Raw genomic sequence first — 19919 nt, 5'->3', positions numbered from 1 at the left:
TAATTGAATTGCAATTCGTACTTTTCGCCATTAAAATTATTCTGAATGAAAAAATATTCACTAGTAATACATGGAGGTGCAGGCACGCTGTTGAAGGGGTTGATGACGCCCGAAAAAGAAGAGCAATACAAAGCGGCTTTAAACGAAGCATTGGAAAAAGGCTACGCTGTTTTGGAAAACGGCGGAAGCGCATTGGATGCTGTGGAAACCTCGGTAAACCATTTGGAAAATTCCCCACTTTTCAATGCAGGAAGGGGAAGTGTTTTTACAAATGAAGGCACACACGAAATGGACGCTGCCATCATGGACGGAAGCAATTTGAAAGCAGGCGCGGTGTCATTAATTACTGGAATAAAAAATCCAATTTCGCTTGCGCGTGACGTTATGGATAAAAGCGATCATGTTTTTTTGGCGGGCGAGGGAGCTATGCGTTTTGCGAAAAGTTTGGATTATACGTTGGAAAAACCGGAATATTTTTATGACGAACATCGTTATCAACAATGGCAAAATATAAAGGACAGCGACAAATTTGAATTGGACCATTCCATGAAAAAGGAAGGAAAATTTGGAACAGTTGGCGCTGTGGCGTGTGACCAAAATGGAAATATTGCCGCGGCAACATCAACGGGTGGAATGACCAATAAAAAATGGGGACGTATCGGCGACAGTCCTATGATTGGCGCCGGAAATTATGCCAACAATAAAACATGTGCGGTAAGTTGTACGGGAAGTGGCGAATATTTTATCCGTGGCGTAGTAGCTTATGATGTTTCCTGTTTAATGGAATACAAAGGAATGGCATTAGCAGATGCCGCTTCCGAAGTAATAAATAAAAGAGTTTTGGAAATTGGCGGCGATGGTGGATTAATCGCTGTTGATGCGAAGGGAAATATTGCCATGACGTTTAATACCGAAGGAATGTACCGAGGCTTCAAAACATCAGAAGGGGAAAAAGAAATAGGAATTTATAAAAACTGATGCTGTAAATTATTTAGATTCTGTAGAGAATATTATATTTTCAATCAACAATCAACAATCAACAATCAACAATCAACAATCAACAATCAAAAAGCATCCGCATCGGTCATTTCAATGTGTACTGGAGAGATTTTGATTTTCTTCTTTTTAATATCAATTCTATCACCATTTGCAAGAATGTGCGTCTTTAAATTTGTTAAGGACATTGGAGAACCTTCTGCCACAACTTTTTGATTATTGTGTTTCAATTTTCTTGGGTCAAAAAGAATAACCATTCCAGAGCCGATAACCTCGGCCATATTGCAGTTTTTTATAACCAAACCGGTATCTTCAGCTAGACCGATGCCTATCATTTTCGGAAAACGAGCAACTGCCTCGGCAAGCCTTCCAAAGCGTCCTCGACGTATAAAATGGGAATCGATAATGAGGTTTGGTATAAAATTCATCCCTTCACCCATGCCTACCGCGCCTTTTATAAATGCTTCTTTTCCGCTTCCGCCAGTAATCATTTCCTTGCTCATGCACATAGCGCCCGCACTGGTTCCCGCGATTACAAAATCCTCATTTTTATAACGATCGACAATAATTTTGTGAAGCTCCGTTCCGCCAATATATTGAACAATTTTAGACTGGTCGCCACCGGAAAACATAACGCAGTCTGCTTTTTTCATTAATGAAATATTCTTGGGATCTTCAGATTGGGATCGCTCACGGATGTCCATAACGTGAACATTTTCACAGCCAAGTTTTTTAAAGGCGTCGATGTAGTTTTGGCTTACTTCTTCGGGAATACTGGATGCGGTGGGCACTACAACTATAAACGCCTCTTTTCCACCGCTTTCGCGAACAACTCGTGAGAGTATGCCGTCCGTAATATATTCTAATGTATAAATTTCACTCTTTTCAATTCCTTTGTCTTCGTTACCACCTATGGGGATCAGTGTTCCTTTTACGCTCATGAATTTATTTGATTTGCTGGCAAAAATACGCTAATTGTTATGAAAATTAATTATATATTTATCTAATTCGATACAAATAAGTATCAACACTAACAAATCAATCAAGCTATGAGAATACGGGAAATCAACGCTATGCGCGGGCCAAATTACTGGTCCATTCGTCGTCATAAATTAATAGTAATGGTGCTAGACCTGGAGGAAATGGAAGATCGTCCATCAAATAAAATTGATGGCTTTTTGGACAGGCTCAAAATGATGTTCCCAAGTATGTACGAACACCGTTGCTCCGTGGGCGAGCCGGGTGGATTTTTCCAAAGAGTGGAGGAAGGAACGTGGATGGGCCACGTAATTGAGCATATAGCCTTAGAAATACAAACGCTTGCGGGAATGGATACAGGCTTCGGTAGAACCCGTGGTTATGGAGAACCGGGCGTGTACAATGTTGTTTTTTCATATTTGGAAGAAAATGTGGGACGTTATGCCGCAAAAGCTTCGGTTGAAATTTGCAAAGCTTTAATTTCTGGAGAAAATTATAATCTTGAAAATGATATTCAAAAAATGCGGGAGCTTCGCGAAGAAGAACGTCTTGGACCAAGCACGGGTTCCATTGTTGAAGAAGCCGAAGCGCGCGGAATTCCGTGGATTCGTTTAAATAAGTATTCGCTTTGCCAATTGGGTTACGGTGCCAACCAAAAGCGAATCCAGGCAACGGTTACCTCTGAAACCAGCAGCATTGGAGTTGAAATTGCCTGCGATAAGGAAGACACGAAATTCCTCTTGGAACAAGCCGAAGTTGAAGTTCCCCGAGGTGACATCATCGGTCGGGAAAGCAGTCTGGAAGAAGCTTGCCGCTACGTTGGTTTTCCGTTGGTAGTAAAGCCTGTGGGCGGTAACCACGGGCGTGGAATTACCGTAAATATCAAAAATTACGAAGATGCGCTAGTGGCATTTCACGCCGCGAAAAATGTTTCCCAAAAGGTAATTATTGAAAAATATATAACTGGTGAGGATTATCGGTTGTTGGTAATAAATAACGTTTTAGTAGCAGCTGCAAAAAGAAGCCCCGCGCACGTAATAGGCGATGGAAAATCTACCATAAAACAATTGGTAGATGAAGTAAACAAAGACCCGCGCCGCGGTTATGGGCACGAAAATGTGCTCACACAAATAACCATTAACGATCTTACAAAGACCATACTTTCAGGAAAAGGATATACGGAAGAATCTGTACCAAAAGAAGGTGAGCGCGTAATTTTGAAAGACACCGCAAACCTAAGTACGGGCGGAACGGCAGAAGATGTTACAGATATCGTACATCCCTCAAATGTTTCCATGGCTGAACGGATTTCAAAAATAATTGATCTTGATATCTGCGGAATTGATATTATGACTACAGATATTAGTCAGCCATTAAACGAAACCGGCGGGGCAGTTTTAGAAGTAAACGCAGGCCCAGGTTTCAGAATGCATTTGGCACCTACTTCCGGACTTCCCAGAAATGTTGCCGCTCCCGTAGTGGATAAATTATTTCCGAAACAAGGCGATACGGGCAGAATTCCCATTATTGCCGTAACCGGAACAAACGGAAAGACCACCACAACACGCCTCATAGCACATATGGCAAAAATGAAAGGTCATCGCGTGGGCTACACTACGAGCGATGGCGTTTATATTCAAAATAGACTTTTAATGAAAGGTGATTGCACGGGTCCAGCCAGTGCAGAATTTGTATTGAAAGACCCCACCGTAAACTTTGCGGTTTTGGAATGCGCGCGCGGCGGATTATTGCGTGCGGGATTGGGATTCAAAAAATGTGATGTGGGAATTGTGACAAACGTTGCTTCAGACCATTTGGGATTAAAGGGAATTCATACTATGGATCAGTTGGCTAAAGTAAAAGGTGTAATTCCAGAAACCGTTTTGCCCGATGGGTACGCTATTTTAAACGCAGATGATGATTTGGTTTATGAAATGCGCCGAAACATAAACTGTAACTTGGCCTTATTTTCAATGGATGAAGAAAATCCAAGGATAAAAGCGCTTCAAAAATTAGGTGGAATCACGGCAATTTATGAAAATGGATATGTTACACTTTGCCGCGGAACATGGAAAATGCGCATAATGAAAGCTGAAAATATTCCGTTGACATACGGCGGGAAGGCAACATTTATGATTCAGAATATTCTTCCCGCAGTAATTGCCGCCAACGTCCGCGGAATTGGCATTGAAGATATGAAAGTGGCTTTGGAAACTTTTATTCCGTCGGCCACGCAAACTCCAGGAAGGCTTAATCTTTTTCAATTTGAAAATTTTAGCATATTGCTAGACTATGCCCACAATCCTGCAGGAATGCTGGCTCTAAAGAATTTTACAGATTCCATGGAAGCGACCGTAAAAGTGGGAATTATTGCCGGAGTAGGCGATAGAAGGGAAGAAGACACCAACGAATTGGGAAGCATCGCCGCCGAAATGTTTGATGAAATTATCATCAGACAGGATAAAAATCTTCGTGGAAAATCGGAGGAAGATTTAATAAAAATGCTGAACGACGGAATAAAATCGAAGCAGCCAAACAAAAAAACGACCATAATCCCTTCAGAAAAAGAAGCAATTACACATGCCGTGAAGAATGCCAAAAAAGGTTCATTAATTATCTGTTGTAGTGATGTGATTCCAGATGCGCTTGAACTTGTTATGAAATTTAAAGAGCAGGAAAGCAATGGCCAATTGACCTTTTCGCATTAATTCTTATCCCGAAAGGCTTCAAAAAACCTTTAGTTTATTTTGCAACAAAAGGCCGCTTCCCCTCAAAAGCGGCCTTTTTCCATGGCTAATCTAAAATCTCTCAATTCTAATTACCGCACCAAAAATAGGATGTTTTTAGAGCTTCGATTTTACGCAAATGTTAACTTAAAGCAATGCTTTTTCCGAAGTTATTTTTCAAATGGAAACCGCTGATTTTCTTTTTAAAATGCCAAATAAGAGAATGTACGCGTAGCAGGCAATAATTAAGAATAAAGCAAATTTAAATCCGATAGTATCGGTTAAAAAACCATACGCTGGCGGAATTACTGCACCGCCCACGATCGCCATACAAAGCAATCCTGAGGCTTGCGGTTTTAAATCGCCCAAACCATCAATGGTCAAAGCAAAAATTGTTGGAAACATGATTGAGTTGAAAAATCCGACCAAAAGGATGGACCACATAGAAACCAAACCGTAGCTATGCATGGAAATAAGCAACATCAACACCGCCAAGCCTGCAAAAATGGCCAGCACTTTTGTAGGGTTCATTATCTTGGTTAAATACGCGCCAATAAATCTTCCCACCATGGCACCGCTCCAATAAAAAACAACGAAAGTTCCGACAATTGCTTTACTGTCAATTGAATTTAAATCGGTATTTAAAAGTCGTTCGGAAATGTACTTCATTGTATCGTTTTGTTGGATTATTTCAGAAAGATTCATGCTTAAAAAATAATTCACCAAATAGCTGCCAATGGCAACTTCCGCACCCACATAAACGAAAATACCCAATGCGCCGAGCAGCACGATTTTGTTTTTCAAAAGCTTTCCGTAACCGCCCACAGGATTTTTCTCCAAAATCTTCGGAAGTTTTATAAATAGAAATAAAATTGCCAAAAGCCCTATGAAACCTGCAATGTACAGAAAAGGAATCTGCACGGCGGATGCTTCGGAAATGTAATAGGAATTTTTTTCGAAATCATTTAAAGTTGAAATTTCTTCCGAAGTCATAATAGTATCACTCAACAAAAATGAAGCACCGATCAATGGAGCAATAGCAGTTCCCAATGAGTTAAATGCCTGCGAAAGATTCAATCTGCTGGAAGCGCCGTCCTCGCTTCCCAATACCGAAACGTAGGGATTTGCCGCAACTTGCAAAACGGTAATTCCCGCGGCGAGCGTAAAATAAGCAAGTAAAAATATTCCGAAAACCCTCTCTGAAGCCGCTGGATAAAAAAGCAAACAGCCAATTGCCATGGTAACCAACCCTACAATTATTCCTTTTTGATAACCAATTCGCGATAGCAAAGCGCCGGCCGGAATTGAAATGACCAAATACGCCAAAAAGAAGGCAAATTGAACCAACCCAGCTTGAAAGTAACTAAGCTCAAAAACGTCTTTTAGCCTCGGAATCAAACTATCCACCAAAACGGTAATAAATCCCCAAAGGAAAAAGAGAACGGTAACGGTGATAAATGCGGAGCGGAAGGATTTTTTTTCGGTCATATTTTAAATGATGCTATGGATTCTATGGATGCTGTTGGGGTTATTTTTTATTGTAAAAATCAGATGGGATATTTTCGTTTTTCCCGTTTTGATATTTAGTGACGGAATAACCTTCGTGAATGGAATAATAACCCGTCTCACCCTTTTTGTTAACGGCAATGTAGCCCACTTGAAAATCTTTATAATTTGGATTCTTTTTTATAATTCTACCTATTGCCTCCTCACAAGCCTGTTGAGGTGTTTTTCCTTGGCGCATCAATTCCACAATCAAAAAACTGCCCACGGTTTTCAAGACTTCTTCGCCGAGACCCGTCGCGGTTGCGCCACCAATTTCATTGTCTATAAAAAGTCCCGAACCAATTATGGGAGAATCGCCTACGCGTCCCGCCATTTTGTAAGCCAAACCGCTTGTAGTACAGCCGCCCGAGATATCACCATTTTTGTCAACTGCCAACATCCCGATGGTGTCGTGGTTTTCAATATTGATGATGGGTTTGTATTGCGAAGTTTTTTTCCACTCTTCCCACGCTTTTTTTGAAGCTTCGGTAAGCAAATTCGTTTTCTCAAAACCTTCCGAAATTGCAAATTGCTCGGCGCCTTTTCCAGCCAACAAAACGTGCGGTGTTTTTTCCATCACTTTCCGCGCAACCGAAATGGGGTGCACAAAATTTTGAAGGTAAACCACCGCGCCATAATTGCCGTTGCTGTCCATAATGCAGGCATCGAGGGTTACGTTCCCATCGCGATCGGGCAAACCGCCAATTCCAACGGATTGCCCTTCGGCATTTGCCTCTTCAATATTGCAACCTTTTTCCACGGCATCTAGCGCCGATTTCCCATCCTGCAAAACCCGCCAAGCTTCGGCGGTGCTTTCTTTTACGTTCCAAGTGGCGATTACCAGCGGAAAATTCTCAGCTGAATTTTGAGCTTTTTTTTCTTCGGAAGTGAACAAAGAATTATTGTTTTTCGAAGCAAAAACCGAACTTCCCATTGCAATTCCAAAAGTGGAAAGTGAAGCGTTTTGGATGAATTTTCTACGTTTCATAATTATATTTTCAGTTTTAAGCCCTTCGACTGCGCTCAGGGTGACAGTTTATTTTTTCTTTTCGTCTTTTTGTCATTTAATCCTTTCTTTTCAAGCTCATTTCAAAAACAATCTCTTTGCTCTTTGTAACCTCATCGTGCGTTAAAAAATTCCGCTCCAGTTTTTTTCCATCAACCGAAACGCTTTTCACATACACATTTTTTGGGCTTTGGTTTTTTGCAATGATTTTTACTGAATTTCCGTCCAAATGCAAAACTGCTTCCGCAACCAACGGACTTCCCAAAGCATAATTGGGCGAGCCGGGAGTAACGGGATAAAAACCCAATGCGCTGAAAATATACCACGCGCTCATTTGTCCGGCATCGTCATTTCCACAAAGGCCGTCCTCTTTTGGGGCGTACATTTCGTTCATAATTTTCCGAACGCGTTCCTGTGTTTTCCAATCCTCTCCGGTCCAATTATAAATATACGGAATATGGTGGCCAGGTTCGTTGCCGTGCACGTAATTGCCCATAATTCCGTCGCGGGTGATGTCCTCATTTTTTTCAATGTACTTATCGTCGAGTTCCATGGTGAAAAGCGAATCCAAATGTTTTGAAAACCGTTCCTTTCCGCCCATCATTGCAATCATTTCATCCAAATTCTGCGGTACATAAAGCCCGTAGTTCCAAGCATTGCCTTCAATAAAGCCTTGTCCGTGCGTATCAAGCGGATCAAATTCCTTTCTGAATTTTTCATCGGAAAGTTTCGGTCGCATATAGCCAATTTTCGGGTCATACACATTTTTGAAATATTCCGAACGTGCCAAATATTCATTTTCAGCTTCAATATTACCAACTCGTTGAGCGATTTGCGCAATGCACCAGTCGTCATAAGCATATTCCAAGGTTTTCGAAACTGACGAACTGCTTTTGTCCTCGGGAACAAAGCCCATTTTTTTGTAATCGCCAACGCCATCAAAATAATCAACATTTGCAGTGTTTATGGAAGCTTGCAAGGCGTGGGTTTTATCGAAATCGCCTACGTTTTTCGCCACCGCATCTGCAATTACCGAAGTGGCGTGATAGCCAATCATACACCAATTTTCATTGGCATAATGGCTCCAAATGGGCAACATTTTATGCACACTTTGATCGTGGTGGGCGAGCATACTTTTTATCATATCATTATTGCGTTTTGGCTGCAAAATATTGAAAAGCGGATGCAGCGCGCGGTAGGTATCCCAAAGTGAAAAAATGGTGTAATTGGTAAAACCTTCCGAAGTATGGATGTTTTGATCCAGTCCGCGGTATTTTCCGTCCACATCCTCGTAAATAATTGGGCTGAGCATCGTATGGTAAAGCGCGGTGTAAAAATTGATTTTATCTTCGGGTGTTATTGATTTTACTTCAATTTTTGAAAGTTCGCTGTTCCATTTATGTTGGGTTTCGGCTTTGGTTTTTTCAAAATCCCAATGCGGAATTTCAGCTTTTAGGTTTTTCATCGCCCCTTCCGTACTAACGGAAGACAGTGCGAATTTTATAGCAATTTTTTCGTTTTCCGAAGTATCAAAATTGAAGTAGGCACGAATTTCCTTTCCGGCCATTTCGGGGAAATTTTCTTCCTCGTTAAATTTTCTGTAAAAACCGTTGTATTTGGCTTTGTCATATTTTTTATGGCCGTAACTTTTGAAAGGTTTTGAAAATTCCATCGCAAAATAAACCGTCCGAGTCCGCGCCCAGCCGTGTGTTTGCCGATAACCTGTAACCGTGGAATCGTTTTCAACACGAACAAAAGTCCACACATTTTTATCGTCGTGCCCGTAAACGTTGTAAACCATATCGAGAATAATATGCGCCTCATCACTTTTCGGGAAAGTATATTGATGAAAACCCACGCGGTCGCTGGCAGTAAGCGCTGCTGTAATTTTGTAATCGTCCAATTTCACTTTATAAAATCCGGGTGAGGCCATTTCGTTTGTATGTGAAAATGTGGAAGCAAAACCTTTTTCGCCAGTTTCCGTTTTTAGCGGGTCCAGAACCAATTTCCCAACCGTTGGCATCACCAAAAAATCGCCCAGATCAGAATGTCCCGTTCCGCTGAAATTGGTATGCGCAAACCCGATAATTGTGGAATCTGCATATTGATAACCGGCGCAATATTCATAGGTTTTTGGGTTGTAACTTCCATCGGGTTTGACCATTGTTTGCACATTTGTCTGCGGACTCAATTGCACCATTCCGAAAGGTGCCGTGGCACCGGGAAAGGTGTGCCCCATCCGGTCCGTGCCAATAAATGGATTTACAAATTGCGTGAAATCCTTGGTTTGTGCGAATGTGTTTACACAACTGAAAATTGCGATGGTGAAAATCAGTTTTTTTATCATTTTAAATTTTAATTAAAAAATGGTCTCGACTGCGCTCGACCAGACATATTTTAGTTGTCTCCTTTTGGGATTAGGGGGCTGATTTCATCCACAAAAAGCCAAGCCTTTCCGCCATACCCCAAATGTCCTTTCGGGAGGGCTCCGAAGTTTTTTGCAGTAATTCTTATGAATTGGATGTTTTTATTTATTTCGAATTGAATTGTTTTGATTCCCGCTTCCTCCGAAGGGATTTCGGCGTCAATTTTTTGAATTGGCAATTCGGTAAAATCTTTTCCGTTTTCCGAAACCGAACAGGAAACTTCGGTGGGATAAAATATCCATGCACGTTGGTCCTGCAGAAAATTAACTGAAACAGTTTGTACTTCTTTTTTTGAGCCCAAATCCAAAGTCGCTTTTAAATCCGTATCGTGATAGCCCTGCCACGAGCCCGTCCTAAAATCAATTGCGCCTTGAACGCCGTCAATCAAGGCGTTATCCCCACCACCATTGTATTGGTTTGCGTATTCGGTTTCCAATTTTATGCTGAGGTTTGGGTCGATTTTGTAGAAATGGGTTGAAAGTGTTTTGCTTTCTTTTCCGTAACCGTTAGATGAATATGTTCTCAATTCTGTTTCTTCGGAAATTGTAAATGGTTCAGAATAAATTTTAAATTCAGAATTATTTATACTGTATAGAATCTCGGCTTCATAAATAGGCAGGTCCAATGAAATTTCAGTTTTATTTTTAAAAGCAACATCGCCTTTTGCAATAAATGGCGCGGGAACAATCAAATTTTCGGTGATTTCTGTCTTTGGGATTTCTTCATCTTTTGTTGCCCAAGTGGAAGGTTTATCGGTCATTTTGAAAACCAGTTTTCCACCATCCATAATTTCGGAATGATTGATATAACTTCGGGTTAACGGTTTTCCATTCAACGTTGCCGAAGCGATGTATTTGTTTTCATCTGAAAGATTTTCAGCAGCAATTTCAAACTTTTTTCCGTCCTCTAAATTTATCGTAGTGCTTTCAAACAAAGGCGTGCCAATAATATATTGATTGCTTGCAGGCGTTACGGGATAAAAACCCATCGCGCTGAAAACGTACCACGCGCTCATTTGGCCGCAATCTTCATTACCCGAAATTCCGTCGGGAGCATTTTGGTACTTTTCATTTAAAATTTGATGAATTTTTTCCTGTGTTTTTGCAGGTTTGTTTACGAAATTATAGAGATAGGCCATATGGTGGCTGGGCTCGTTTCCGTGGGCGTATTGGCCGATCAAACCAGTAATATCAGCTTGTTCGCGGCCGGAAGTTTCCTTTTTTGCAGTGAAAAGTTTGTCGAGCTGTTTTTCAAATTCAGCCTTTCCGCCCATTAAATTTACCAAACCAGAAATATCCTGTGGGGCGTAAAAACTGTATTGCCACGAATTGGCTTCGGTGTAATTGAAATTCACTTCGTACGGATCAAAAGGAGCAAACCACGTATTGCGGAAACGGCCGCGCATAAACTTGGTTTCGGGGTCAAAAACGTTTTTATAGTTTTGTGACCTTTCCATAAAATAATTATAATCCTCAGTTTTGCCCATCGCTTTCGCCATTTGGGCAATAGTCCAATCATTGTATGCATATTCCAGCGTTTTTGAAACCGATTCGCTTTCTTCCTCCACGGGAATAAACCCGAATTCCTTATAGCTTTTCAATCCCAGTTTATCCTGCATCGCACTGTGTTTCATTGCTTGCAACGCTTTCTCGGCATCAAAACCTCGAATTCCTTTTAGATACGCGTCCGAAATTACGGGCACGGCGTGATACCCGACCATACACCACGTGTAATTGCCCGCTAATGGCCAAATGGGAAGTATGCCACCCTCATCATATTTCGCCAAAAGCGAATTTATAAAATGTGTGGTGCGATCTTTTTCAATAATTGTGTAAAGCGGATGCGCCGCGCGATAGGTATCCCAAAGTGAAAAAACAGTGTAATTTTCAAAATCGTTGCTTTGATGGATTTCCAAATCCATTCCGCGGTAGCGACCGTCAACATCCTGATAGAGATTTGGCGCAATCATCGTGTGATAAAGCGCTGTGTAGAAAATGGTTTTTTGGTCAATACTTTGAGTTTCAATCACTATTTTTTCTAACTGATTTTCCCACGCAGTCTCGGCTTCAGTCTTAATTTCCTCAAACGATTTATGACGCAATTCAAAAGTTCGATTTTCATATGCCCCTTTTTCATTAACAGCCGAAATGCCAACTTTCACAAAAAGATCTTTTTCGGCGGAAGCATCAAATTCAAAGGCCGCTTTGGCCCCCTTACCCCCAAAGGGGGAATTTTCTGTGGAAGTATAATGGGTAACCGATTTATACGGACGGGAAAATTCAATGTTGAAAAAAAGCCGCTGGTCCTTTGCCCACGCTTCGGAATGTCGGTGACCGGAGATTTCGGTTTTTGAAAGGGGTCTAATTTCAGATGAAAGAATCTTGTCGCGATGGTCGAGATCGAGAATTACAATCTGTTTTGAACCCTTCGGAAACGTGTAATGATGGATTCCACTTCGTTTTGAAACTGTTAGTTCCACTTCAATATTGGTTTTGTCGAGCAAAACTTTATAATATCCTGGGGAGGCTTTTTCATTATCGTGCGAAAAATGTGCTTTGTACCCCGAATTTCCGTCAGATCCGTTATTAAAATTTACTTCATTTGTTGGCATTAAAAGCACATCGCCATAATCGCTTACGCCCGTGCCGCTGAGGTGGGTGTGCGAAAATCCATAAATATATTCATCGCTGTAGTGGTAACCGCTACAACCGTCCCAGCCATCCAAACGTGTGTCCGGGCTCAACTGCATCATCCCAAAAGGCAGCGTGGCGCCGGGATAAGTGTGGCCGTGGCCACCAGTGCCGATGAATGGATTTACATAATTAATTAGTTTTTTGGAAGAACTATTTTCCTGGGAAAAGCAGAAAAAAGAAAAGAGAATAAAGAAAAGAGATAATGGCTTTTTCATTTACAAGGTTTGGCTTTGAAAGATACTAAAACCGTTAAAATAAAGTGAACGCCCGCTTCCTTTTTTCGAAACTTGTTACCTTTAAAAATTCTTTCAAATATGCGCTGGTTTCTTTTTATCCTTTTTTACATTTTTGTAGATATTTATGCGTTTCAGAGCATAAAAACGATTACCAAAAATCAGTGGTTCTACGGTGTTTACATACTCATCTCATTGCTGCTATTGGCGGGAATAATCTATGAAATCTCGCTGCGCGGTTCCGAAAAAATGATGGAACCTCCCAGAATGTACGTGTTCGGGATTTTTCTTGCTGTTTTCGTCCCCAAACTTTTGCTTGTTATATTCATGTTCGGGGAAGATATTGTGCGATTTTTTGTTGGAATATTTATGAAATTTTCCGGCAGTGAAAAAGCATTTTATATGCCTTCCCGAAGAAAATTTGTAAGTACCGTGGCTTTGGGAATAGCGGCAATTCCTTTTGCATCGCTTATTTATGGAATGGTCAAAGGGAAATATGATTATCGTGTTCTTAAATATGCTCTTGAATTTGAAGATCTTCCAGAAGCCTTTGACGGCTACACGTTAACCCAAATAAGCGATATCCATAGCGGTAGTTTCGATAATCATGAAAAGGTAGAATATGCTATCAATCTCGTGAATGAGCAGCAGAGCGATGCAATTCTTTTTACTGGAGATTTGGTAAATAATGTTGCGGATGAATTGAACAATTGGAAAGAACTTTTTTCAACTTTAAAAGCAAGAGATGGGGTTTTTTCAGTTTTGGGAAATCACGATTATGGCGATTATGTTTCGTGGAAAAATCGAAGCGAGCAAGGTGAGAATCTGGATCGATTAAAAAATTCGCAACGCGAAATGGGCTGGCAACTTTTGCTGAACGAAAATAAATATTTGGAAAGAAATGGCGAAAAAATCGCCTTGGTAGGTGTGGAAAACTGGGGCGCAGGCGGCTTCAAAAAAGCGGGTGACCTTGACAAGGCTTGTGAGGGAATAGAATCCTCAGACTTTAAGATTTTGATGAGCCACGATCCTTCACATTGGCAGGAAAAGGTGAAAACCGACGATCGCAATTTTCATTTAACCTTAAGTGGACACACGCACGGCATGCAGTTTGGAATCGAGATTCCCGGTCTCATAAAATGGAGTCCGGTAAAATACAGATATAAAAACTGGGCTGGGATTTATGAGGAATTTGGTCGTTATATAAATGTGAATAGGGGCTTTGGATATTTGGGGTATCCTGGGCGTGTAGGAATTTGGCCCGAAATAACCGTGATTCAACTTAAAAAGAAACGCAATACCGTTTAGTATATGGGAAATGCTATATTTGTAGTACAATTGTTCAACTAACACATTACGTAAATGTCAAAATTTGGAGAATTAATTGAAACCCGCATTCCTGTCCTTTTGGATTTTTATGCGGAGTGGGATGAAGCCTGCAAAGGGATGCATCCGGTATTACGGGATGTTGCTGCGGCTTTGGGCGATAAGGCCCGCGTAATAAAAATTGACGTCGAGAAAAATAAGGAACTTGCAGAGGCACTAAGAGTTAAAGGGCTTCCCACATTAATGATCTACAAAAATGGCGAGATGAAATGGCGCCAGAGTGGGGAGCAGGACGCAAATACGCTTATAGGTTTGGTGAAGGAATATTTTTGAAATATTGTTCTAATTATTCATAAGTTAAAGTATTCATATTTTATATGGTTTTCATTTAAACCAAATACTAAAGTTTTTTTCCTAAAATTTCTTTAATTTAATCGTTTAAAGGCTAATTTTTCCGATAAGAAGTATATATTTGTAAGAATAGTTTTACGCTTAATCCCCAAATAGCAATGAACCAGTCTTATAATAATATAATGAAGAGTTTAATTTTGCTCTTTATTTTGCTCATAACCTCCCAAATTTTTTCTCAAGTAGGTATTGGAAATACGAATCCCAATCCCACTGCCGCACTCGACATTACATCTACTACTCAAGGTATGCTTGCGCCAAGAATGACAACAGCCCAGCGCAACGCCATCACTACGCCTGCCAACAGTTTATTGGTTTATGATACCACAGCGGAATCTTTCTTTTATTACGACAGTACTCCGGCTCCCGGCGCTTGGGTACGATTGAATTCAGGTGCGAATCAAAGAAATAATTATAAATTGGTAAAATCAGTGGCAGATTTGGCACCTGAACTCGCAGCAGGCGGAGGTTCCAAATATTTGCTTCAATCCAATACTTTATATGAAATTAATGGAACCATAACTTTGGCTTTTCCTATTGATTTAAATAGTGCCTATATTTCTGGCTTAGATGCATCTGAAGATGTTTTATTTAAGGCTACAGGGCCTATTTTCCAGGGGACTACAGGCGGCAGTATCCGAAATGTTACCTTAACTGGTGGCGGTTCAGCTTTTGCGATTACAGGAGGAACTTCTCTATTGGTACAAAACACTGTGGTTGCCAATTTTGCGAATGTGGGAACTATCTCCAATATAGGTTTATATTTCAGTAATATTGTACAGTTCGTCAATAATGCCAATGGGATAACCTATAATAATATTGGAAATTTGCTTTTAAATAATCAAGCTTGGTTAGATTCAAATAATGGCACATTTGAGACTTTCACCGGTACATTTGGGTTGATTGAGAAAGTGAGCGGGTTCACTTCACTTAATGGGTCTGATGTAGCAATGGATGTAAGTTCAAATCCAACAGTTGGAAATGGTGTCATATTAAGTAGGGCATTTTCTGGAACAACCTCAGCTCCTTCTGGTTTTATTAGAAAATATACTACAGGAACATATCCAGGTTATAATTTTACAAATTCTTGGACAGTGAATTGTCCGGGAATACCCCGAGAATCTGACGAAGTAGCAACGGGAAATTTGTATTACGATAGTTCTTCTGTTGTAAACATTACAGATAACAACGCGTTTAAGTTACCAGTTACTACAATATCTGTTAGAAATTTCAGAACAAGTAGTAGCGTTTCAAATAGAATTACTTACGAAGGAAGTAAACCTAGATCTATTAATATTTTTGCTTCAATTTCATTTACAGCTACCGGAGGTTCGCGTTATGCCTTTTCCATATATAAGAATGGTGTTTTGGTTCCGGGAACTACAGCCATTTATGATGTTTTACAAACTAATCAAAGACAAACTGTTTCGGTTATAGGCACAGTAGACATAAATCCATCACAGTATGTTGAAATATATGTACAAAAACTCACTAGTGGAAATGAACAATTTTTAACAACTTCATACAATCTAATCTTAGATTAAAAAGTTGGTATTTTCTTAATGGAAAATTTTTTATTTGAAATAACATTCAAGACCTTCGGCAAAACAAATCGAAGGTTTTTTTCTGCCTTTAGGCTATCGTGAAAAACAATGATGCTTCCACCTTTCAAGTTTTTAAGCACGTTCTGGAGGCATTTTTCTTTGGAAACATTGGAATCATAATCATAACTTATTATATCCCACATCACAATTTTGTAGCCTTTTTTACGCAGGGATTTTGATTGTTTTCCGGTTATTTTTCCATACGGCGGACGAAACAACAATCCCGAATTTTGATTCCGAAAGTTATGGGAATTGAACCCTGAATCTTGCATCTGTCTTTCAGCTTTTACAACATTCCCAATATATTCGGAAGTAGAGGTTTTCCAACCATTTAAGTGGTTGAAAGTGTGGTTGCCCACGGCGTGGCCTTCGGCTATAATTCTTTCAAAAATTTCGGGATGCTTCCGTACATTTTCCCCGATGCAAAAAAAAGTTGCTTTGGCATTAAACTTTTTAAGTTCATCCAAAACCCACGGCGTAACCTCAGGAATGGGGCCATCATCAAAAGTTAGATAAACAGAATTTTTCTTATTGAAAAATGCCCAGACCAATTCAGGATACAATCGCTGAATAAATCTGGGCATTTTTACGAAACGAAAGCTCACCTATTCTAGGGGGTCTTGACCTTCCGTGTTCTGTAGCGGCCGTTCAGACATTTGCTCCATTAGCGTGGAATCCAGCGGAATGTTGATGGTAGAATCCTGCGGAATATCTGCGTCTGGGTTCATCTGCTCATCTTCCGAATAGAAATGGCGGAACATTTTTAGATAGTCGTTGAATTTTTTCGCCTCGGCGCGTCCGTACGCTTCGTCATCATACATTACAACTATTTGCACCAAACTACGCAAACGTTCCATATCACTAATTATTTCATCTACAATGGCGCGTTGTTTGTTGAATTTCAATCCACTGTAGTAGGTTAGATGTTCCTTGTATTTTTCAGCAACGTCTTGATATACTTTCCGAGCTTTTTCAGTTTTATCAAGTTCATAATAACCCAGAACATATGGCTCTAAAAGTGAATAGTATTCAAAATAATCAACGGGCATTTTTTCCATTGCCAGGTCCAAAACTTTTTCGGCCTTGTCCTTTTTTCCACCATTGATTAAGGTTTCTGCGAGTCTTGCCAAATTGCTTCGGTACGTAATTCCGTTTCGGCGGGTTTCGGTATCGTGATAGATATCTGGGTTGCCGCTGTTGCCCCAATCCCATTTCATCACAATATCATACATTTTTTCGGCATCAACCCTGCCCATATCAAATGGGTTTCTTTTATCAATTGGTGTTTTTATGGGCACTAGTTTGTAAACTACCCCATCAAGTTGCAAATAGTCCTTCATCCACAGATAATCATCATCACCAAAGCTTCCACCGCTAAAATAAATGGGGCGTTCCCAGTTATTGTTCGCAATAATATCCAGCATTAGCAATCTATTTTTATAGATAACATCACCCTTTAGATTGATGAATATTTCAGAAACAATTTTATCGGCATCTTTTTGTGGCACAATTCCGTTTCGAAGTACTGCTTCCTTATCAACGGGAATGCGGATTACTTTTGAAGGAAAGGTATTGACCATTTGCCCGCTTTGAAGTTCAATTTGTGTGGCCGGGCTATCGTTTGCCACAAAATTCATCCACGTTTTTATATCAATGGTATCTTTTGTTGTGGGCTGAAAAACGGTAAAATCCCGTGTTCCCCAACGATATTTGTCGTGGGTGAGTTGTGAGGGAATAGGGTCGCTGGTAAAAGCCTTTTTCTTCATATCATCAATATACCAGTCAATCTGGAAAAGGCTGGTATTCACAATCCGCACATCCTGCCTGTAGCCTTCAATATTCTGTGCATACCAAAGCGCAAAGGTATCATTGTCACCAATGGTAAAAAGTATGGCGTTTTCATCACAGCTATCCAGATACATTTTTCCCATGGATTGCGCCGTGTAGCGGCCTGAGCGATCATGGTCATCCCAATTTTGATAGGCCAAAAGCACTGGGCTTGCAAGCGCGGTAATACCCAAAACTAACGGAAGCGCCATTTTTGGCTTCAGGTAATTTTTCATTAAATCGAAAAGTGCATAAACGCCATAGCCTATCCACATAGCAAACACGTAAAAACTACCCACTAGTGCATAATCACGTTCCCGCGGTTCAAAAGGTCTTTCGTTAAGGTAAACTTTTAGCGCAAGTCCCGTAAACAGGTATAAAACCAACAGAACCCAAAAGCTTTTTTGATCATTTTTGAAATGGAAAATCAAGCCAATTATTCCCAAAATAAGCGGAAGAAAATAATAGGTATTTCGCGCTTTGTTGTTTTTTACATCGCTCGGTAAATTATCCTGTGAGCCCAAGCGTAATTCGTCAATAAACTTCACGCCGCTAAGCCAATTGCCGTGCAAATCTGTGTATTGACCTTGAATATCATCTTGCCTTCCCGTGAAATTCCACATAAAATAGCGCCAATACATATACCCAAATTGAAACTCAAACATAAATTTCATATTCTGAAAAAAACTGGGTTTTTCAATATCGAGATATTGTCCAAAATTTTTCAGGAATGAATTGTAGTCACTCTTATCCACCAGCCCAGAATTATAGGCTTGCTTAAATTTATTTACTTCCTCTACCAATCGCGGTTCGCTTAAATATTCACTTTTAATAGTGAAATCAAGCCCTCCGGTAAATTCCATATAATTTGCATTATGTTCCGTGCTCCACATTCTGGGCAAAAATGCTTTGTGCTTATCTTCAAGATTCTGGCTTGCATTTTTATATTCATTTACAATAATATACTTACCGGTTTCTTCATCCTTCTCATACTTTGGCTTATCATCTTTATAGGGATCATCCGGATCTAAACCACCATAAACCTCTGTAAACAATGGGCCGTAGAATAAATGTGTTTCAGGATATTGTTCCCTATTGTAATAAGCTAAAAGTTCACGCGCATTGTTTGGGTTATTTTCATTGATTACAGTACCGGCATTCGCGCGAATGGGCAACATAAGCCAACTTGAGAAACCGATAAAAATGAACAACACACAGAGCAGAAGCGTATTTACGTGAACAAACCCTTTTTTGCGCGAATATTTAAGTCCATAAAAGAAAATAAATGCGAACAATAGTCCGGCGAAAATAGTTCCAGAGTTAAACGGAAGCCCAATAGTGTTGACAAAAAATAATTCAGAAGCACTGAAGAATTTCATTGTCATAGGCAGAAGCAATATAAAAATGAATACCAAAATTGCCACCGTCACAATATTCGCAATGATGAAGTTTTTTACGGTAACTGTTTTATAATGCTTGAAGAAATAAAGAAATCCTATTGCCGGAATCGTCAATAATGCCATAAAGTGAACACCAAAGGAAAGTCCTACAATAAAGGCTATCAATATAAGCCATCTATTTCCGCGTGGGCTCAACATTTCCCTTTCCCAGCGCAGCGCAGTGTAAAAAAGCACCGCCATTAAAAATGCCGCACTCGCATAAACTTCAGCTTCCACTGCATTGAACCAAAAACTATCCGTAAACGCAAATGAAAGTGCCCCAATAGCGCTACTCCCCAATATGGCGATAAAATGTGTGCTTTCTAAAGTCTCGTGGTGTTTTGAAATGAGATTGGTCAATAAAATGGTTAATGACCAAAACATAAAAAGTATGGTAAATGCACTGGCAAAAACCGACATCAAATTAATGGTAAGCGCAATGTGCGCCGCATCTGGTGAAAAAATAGAGAAAAATGCTCCCAATAATTGATAGAGAGGAGCACCTGGCGGGTGGCCAACTTCAAGGTTGCTCGCAGTGGTTATATATTCGCCGGCATCCCAAAAACTTGCTGTGGGTTCTACTGTAAGCCAGTAGGTTAGCAGTGCGATGGCAAATACACCCCATCCTGTAATTTTATTCCATTTCGTAAAGTTGAAAGAACCCATAGATGCTTAAAAATTTTCTTGCCGCGAATTTACTAATAATATAAAT

The 19919-nt window shown here is 40.2% G+C and carries 12 protein-coding genes; 5 read left to right on the top strand and 7 right to left on the bottom strand.

Annotated elements, in window-relative coordinates; all coding sequences use genetic code 11:
* Positions 1–45 precede the first annotated feature (45 nt).
* Positions 46–978: an isoaspartyl peptidase/L-asparaginase family protein gene (locus KIV10_RS06235; protein WP_214112619.1), complete on the top strand. Its 933-nt coding sequence runs from the start codon at positions 46–48 to the stop codon at positions 976–978.
* Between the two features lie 86 nt (positions 979–1064).
* Here the strand turns inward: KIV10_RS06235 and KIV10_RS06230 are convergent, their stop codons facing one another.
* Positions 1065–1937 (bottom strand): cyanophycinase, encoded by an 873-nt coding sequence (locus tag KIV10_RS06230; protein WP_214112618.1) that lies wholly within the window; start codon positions 1935–1937, stop codon positions 1065–1067.
* Positions 1938–2045: 108 nt separating this feature from the next.
* Between KIV10_RS06230 and cphA the strand changes: the two genes are divergently transcribed.
* Positions 2046–4682 carry a cyanophycin synthetase gene (gene cphA / locus KIV10_RS06225; RefSeq protein WP_214112617.1) on the top strand — a complete coding sequence of 879 codons (2637 nt, stop codon included), beginning with the start codon at positions 2046–2048 and terminating at the stop codon, positions 4680–4682.
* A 195-nt stretch (positions 4683–4877) separates the two neighbouring features.
* On the opposite strand, the gene KIV10_RS06220 is transcribed toward cphA, so the two are convergent.
* From KIV10_RS06220 to KIV10_RS06205, 4 genes are all read right to left on the bottom strand, one after another.
* On the bottom strand, positions 4878–6188 hold the full coding sequence (locus KIV10_RS06220) for a sugar MFS transporter (protein WP_214112616.1): 1311 nt from the start codon (positions 6186–6188) through the stop codon (positions 4878–4880).
* Between the two features lie 40 nt (positions 6189–6228).
* Complete coding sequence (locus tag KIV10_RS06215) at positions 6229–7233, bottom strand: N(4)-(beta-N-acetylglucosaminyl)-L-asparaginase (protein ID WP_214112615.1); 1005 nt, start codon at positions 7231–7233, stop codon at positions 6229–6231.
* Between the two features lie 76 nt (positions 7234–7309).
* Positions 7310–9598 carry a GH92 family glycosyl hydrolase gene (locus KIV10_RS06210; protein WP_214112614.1) on the bottom strand — a complete coding sequence of 763 codons (2289 nt, stop codon included), beginning with the start codon at positions 9596–9598 and terminating at the stop codon, positions 7310–7312.
* 50 nt (positions 9599–9648) lie between these two features.
* Positions 9649–12585: a GH92 family glycosyl hydrolase gene (locus tag KIV10_RS06205; RefSeq protein WP_214112613.1), complete on the bottom strand. Its 2937-nt coding sequence runs from the start codon at positions 12583–12585 to the stop codon at positions 9649–9651.
* A gap of 99 nt (positions 12586–12684) precedes the next feature.
* Between KIV10_RS06205 and KIV10_RS06200 the strand changes: the two genes are divergently transcribed.
* The 3 genes from KIV10_RS06200 to KIV10_RS06190 all read left to right on the top strand — a co-directional run bounded on the left by KIV10_RS06200 (position 12685) and on the right by KIV10_RS06190 (position 15881).
* Positions 12685–13911, top strand: a complete 1227-nt coding sequence (locus KIV10_RS06200) for a metallophosphoesterase (protein ID WP_214112612.1) — start codon at positions 12685–12687, stop codon at positions 13909–13911.
* 54 nt (positions 13912–13965) lie between these two features.
* Entirely contained in the window at positions 13966–14262 is a 297-nt protein-coding gene (locus KIV10_RS06195) for a thioredoxin family protein (RefSeq protein ID WP_214112611.1), read from the top strand.
* A gap of 200 nt (positions 14263–14462) precedes the next feature.
* The gene (locus tag KIV10_RS06190) at positions 14463–15881 is read left to right on the top strand and encodes a hypothetical protein (protein ID WP_246516210.1); all 1419 of its coding nucleotides are present in this window, start codon (positions 14463–14465) and stop codon (positions 15879–15881) included.
* Here the strand turns inward: KIV10_RS06190 and KIV10_RS06185 are convergent.
* Together KIV10_RS06185 and KIV10_RS06180 are read right to left on the bottom strand one after the other, a co-directional pair.
* Positions 15878–16525: a polysaccharide deacetylase family protein gene (locus KIV10_RS06185; protein WP_214112609.1), complete on the bottom strand. Its 648-nt coding sequence runs from the start codon at positions 16523–16525 to the stop codon at positions 15878–15880. The genes KIV10_RS06190 and KIV10_RS06185 overlap by 4 nt on opposite strands.
* Positions 16526–16546: 21 nt before the next feature.
* Positions 16547–19873, bottom strand: a complete 3327-nt coding sequence (locus KIV10_RS06180; protein ID WP_214112608.1) for a glycosyltransferase family 117 protein — start codon at positions 19871–19873, stop codon at positions 16547–16549.
* Positions 19874–19919 lie beyond the last annotated feature (46 nt).

This window comes from Aequorivita echinoideorum, assembly GCF_018476645.1.
GTDB classification, from domain to species: Bacteria; Bacteroidota; Bacteroidia; order Flavobacteriales; family Flavobacteriaceae; genus Aequorivita; species Aequorivita echinoideorum.
The sequence above is the reverse complement of the archived record's forward strand: the minus strand, read 5'-3'. Positions and strand labels throughout refer to the sequence as shown.

Coding starts and splice junctions, on each gene's coding strand:
- KIV10_RS06235 (WP_214112619.1), top strand. CDS start 46: ATGAAAAAATATTCACTAGTAATACATGGAGGTGCAGGCACGCTGTTG.
- KIV10_RS06230 (WP_214112618.1), bottom strand. CDS start 1,937: ATGAGCGTAAAAGGAACACTGATCCCCATAGGTGGTAACGAAGACAAA.
- cphA (WP_214112617.1), top strand. CDS start 2,046: ATGAGAATACGGGAAATCAACGCTATGCGCGGGCCAAATTACTGGTCC.
- KIV10_RS06220 (WP_214112616.1), bottom strand. CDS start 6,188: ATGACCGAAAAAAAATCCTTCCGCTCCGCATTTATCACCGTTACCGTT.
- KIV10_RS06215 (WP_214112615.1), bottom strand. CDS start 7,233: ATGAAACGTAGAAAATTCATCCAAAACGCTTCACTTTCCACTTTTGGA.
- KIV10_RS06210 (WP_214112614.1), bottom strand. CDS start 9,598: ATGATAAAAAAACTGATTTTCACCATCGCAATTTTCAGTTGTGTAAAC.
- KIV10_RS06205 (WP_214112613.1), bottom strand. CDS start 12,585: ATGAAAAAGCCATTATCTCTTTTCTTTATTCTCTTTTCTTTTTTCTGC.
- KIV10_RS06200 (WP_214112612.1), top strand. CDS start 12,685: ATGCGCTGGTTTCTTTTTATCCTTTTTTACATTTTTGTAGATATTTAT.
- KIV10_RS06195 (WP_214112611.1), top strand. CDS start 13,966: ATGTCAAAATTTGGAGAATTAATTGAAACCCGCATTCCTGTCCTTTTG.
- KIV10_RS06190 (WP_246516210.1), top strand. CDS start 14,463: ATGAAGAGTTTAATTTTGCTCTTTATTTTGCTCATAACCTCCCAAATT.
- KIV10_RS06185 (WP_214112609.1), bottom strand. CDS start 16,525: ATGCCCAGATTTATTCAGCGATTGTATCCTGAATTGGTCTGGGCATTT.
- KIV10_RS06180 (WP_214112608.1), bottom strand. CDS start 19,873: ATGGGTTCTTTCAACTTTACGAAATGGAATAAAATTACAGGATGGGGT.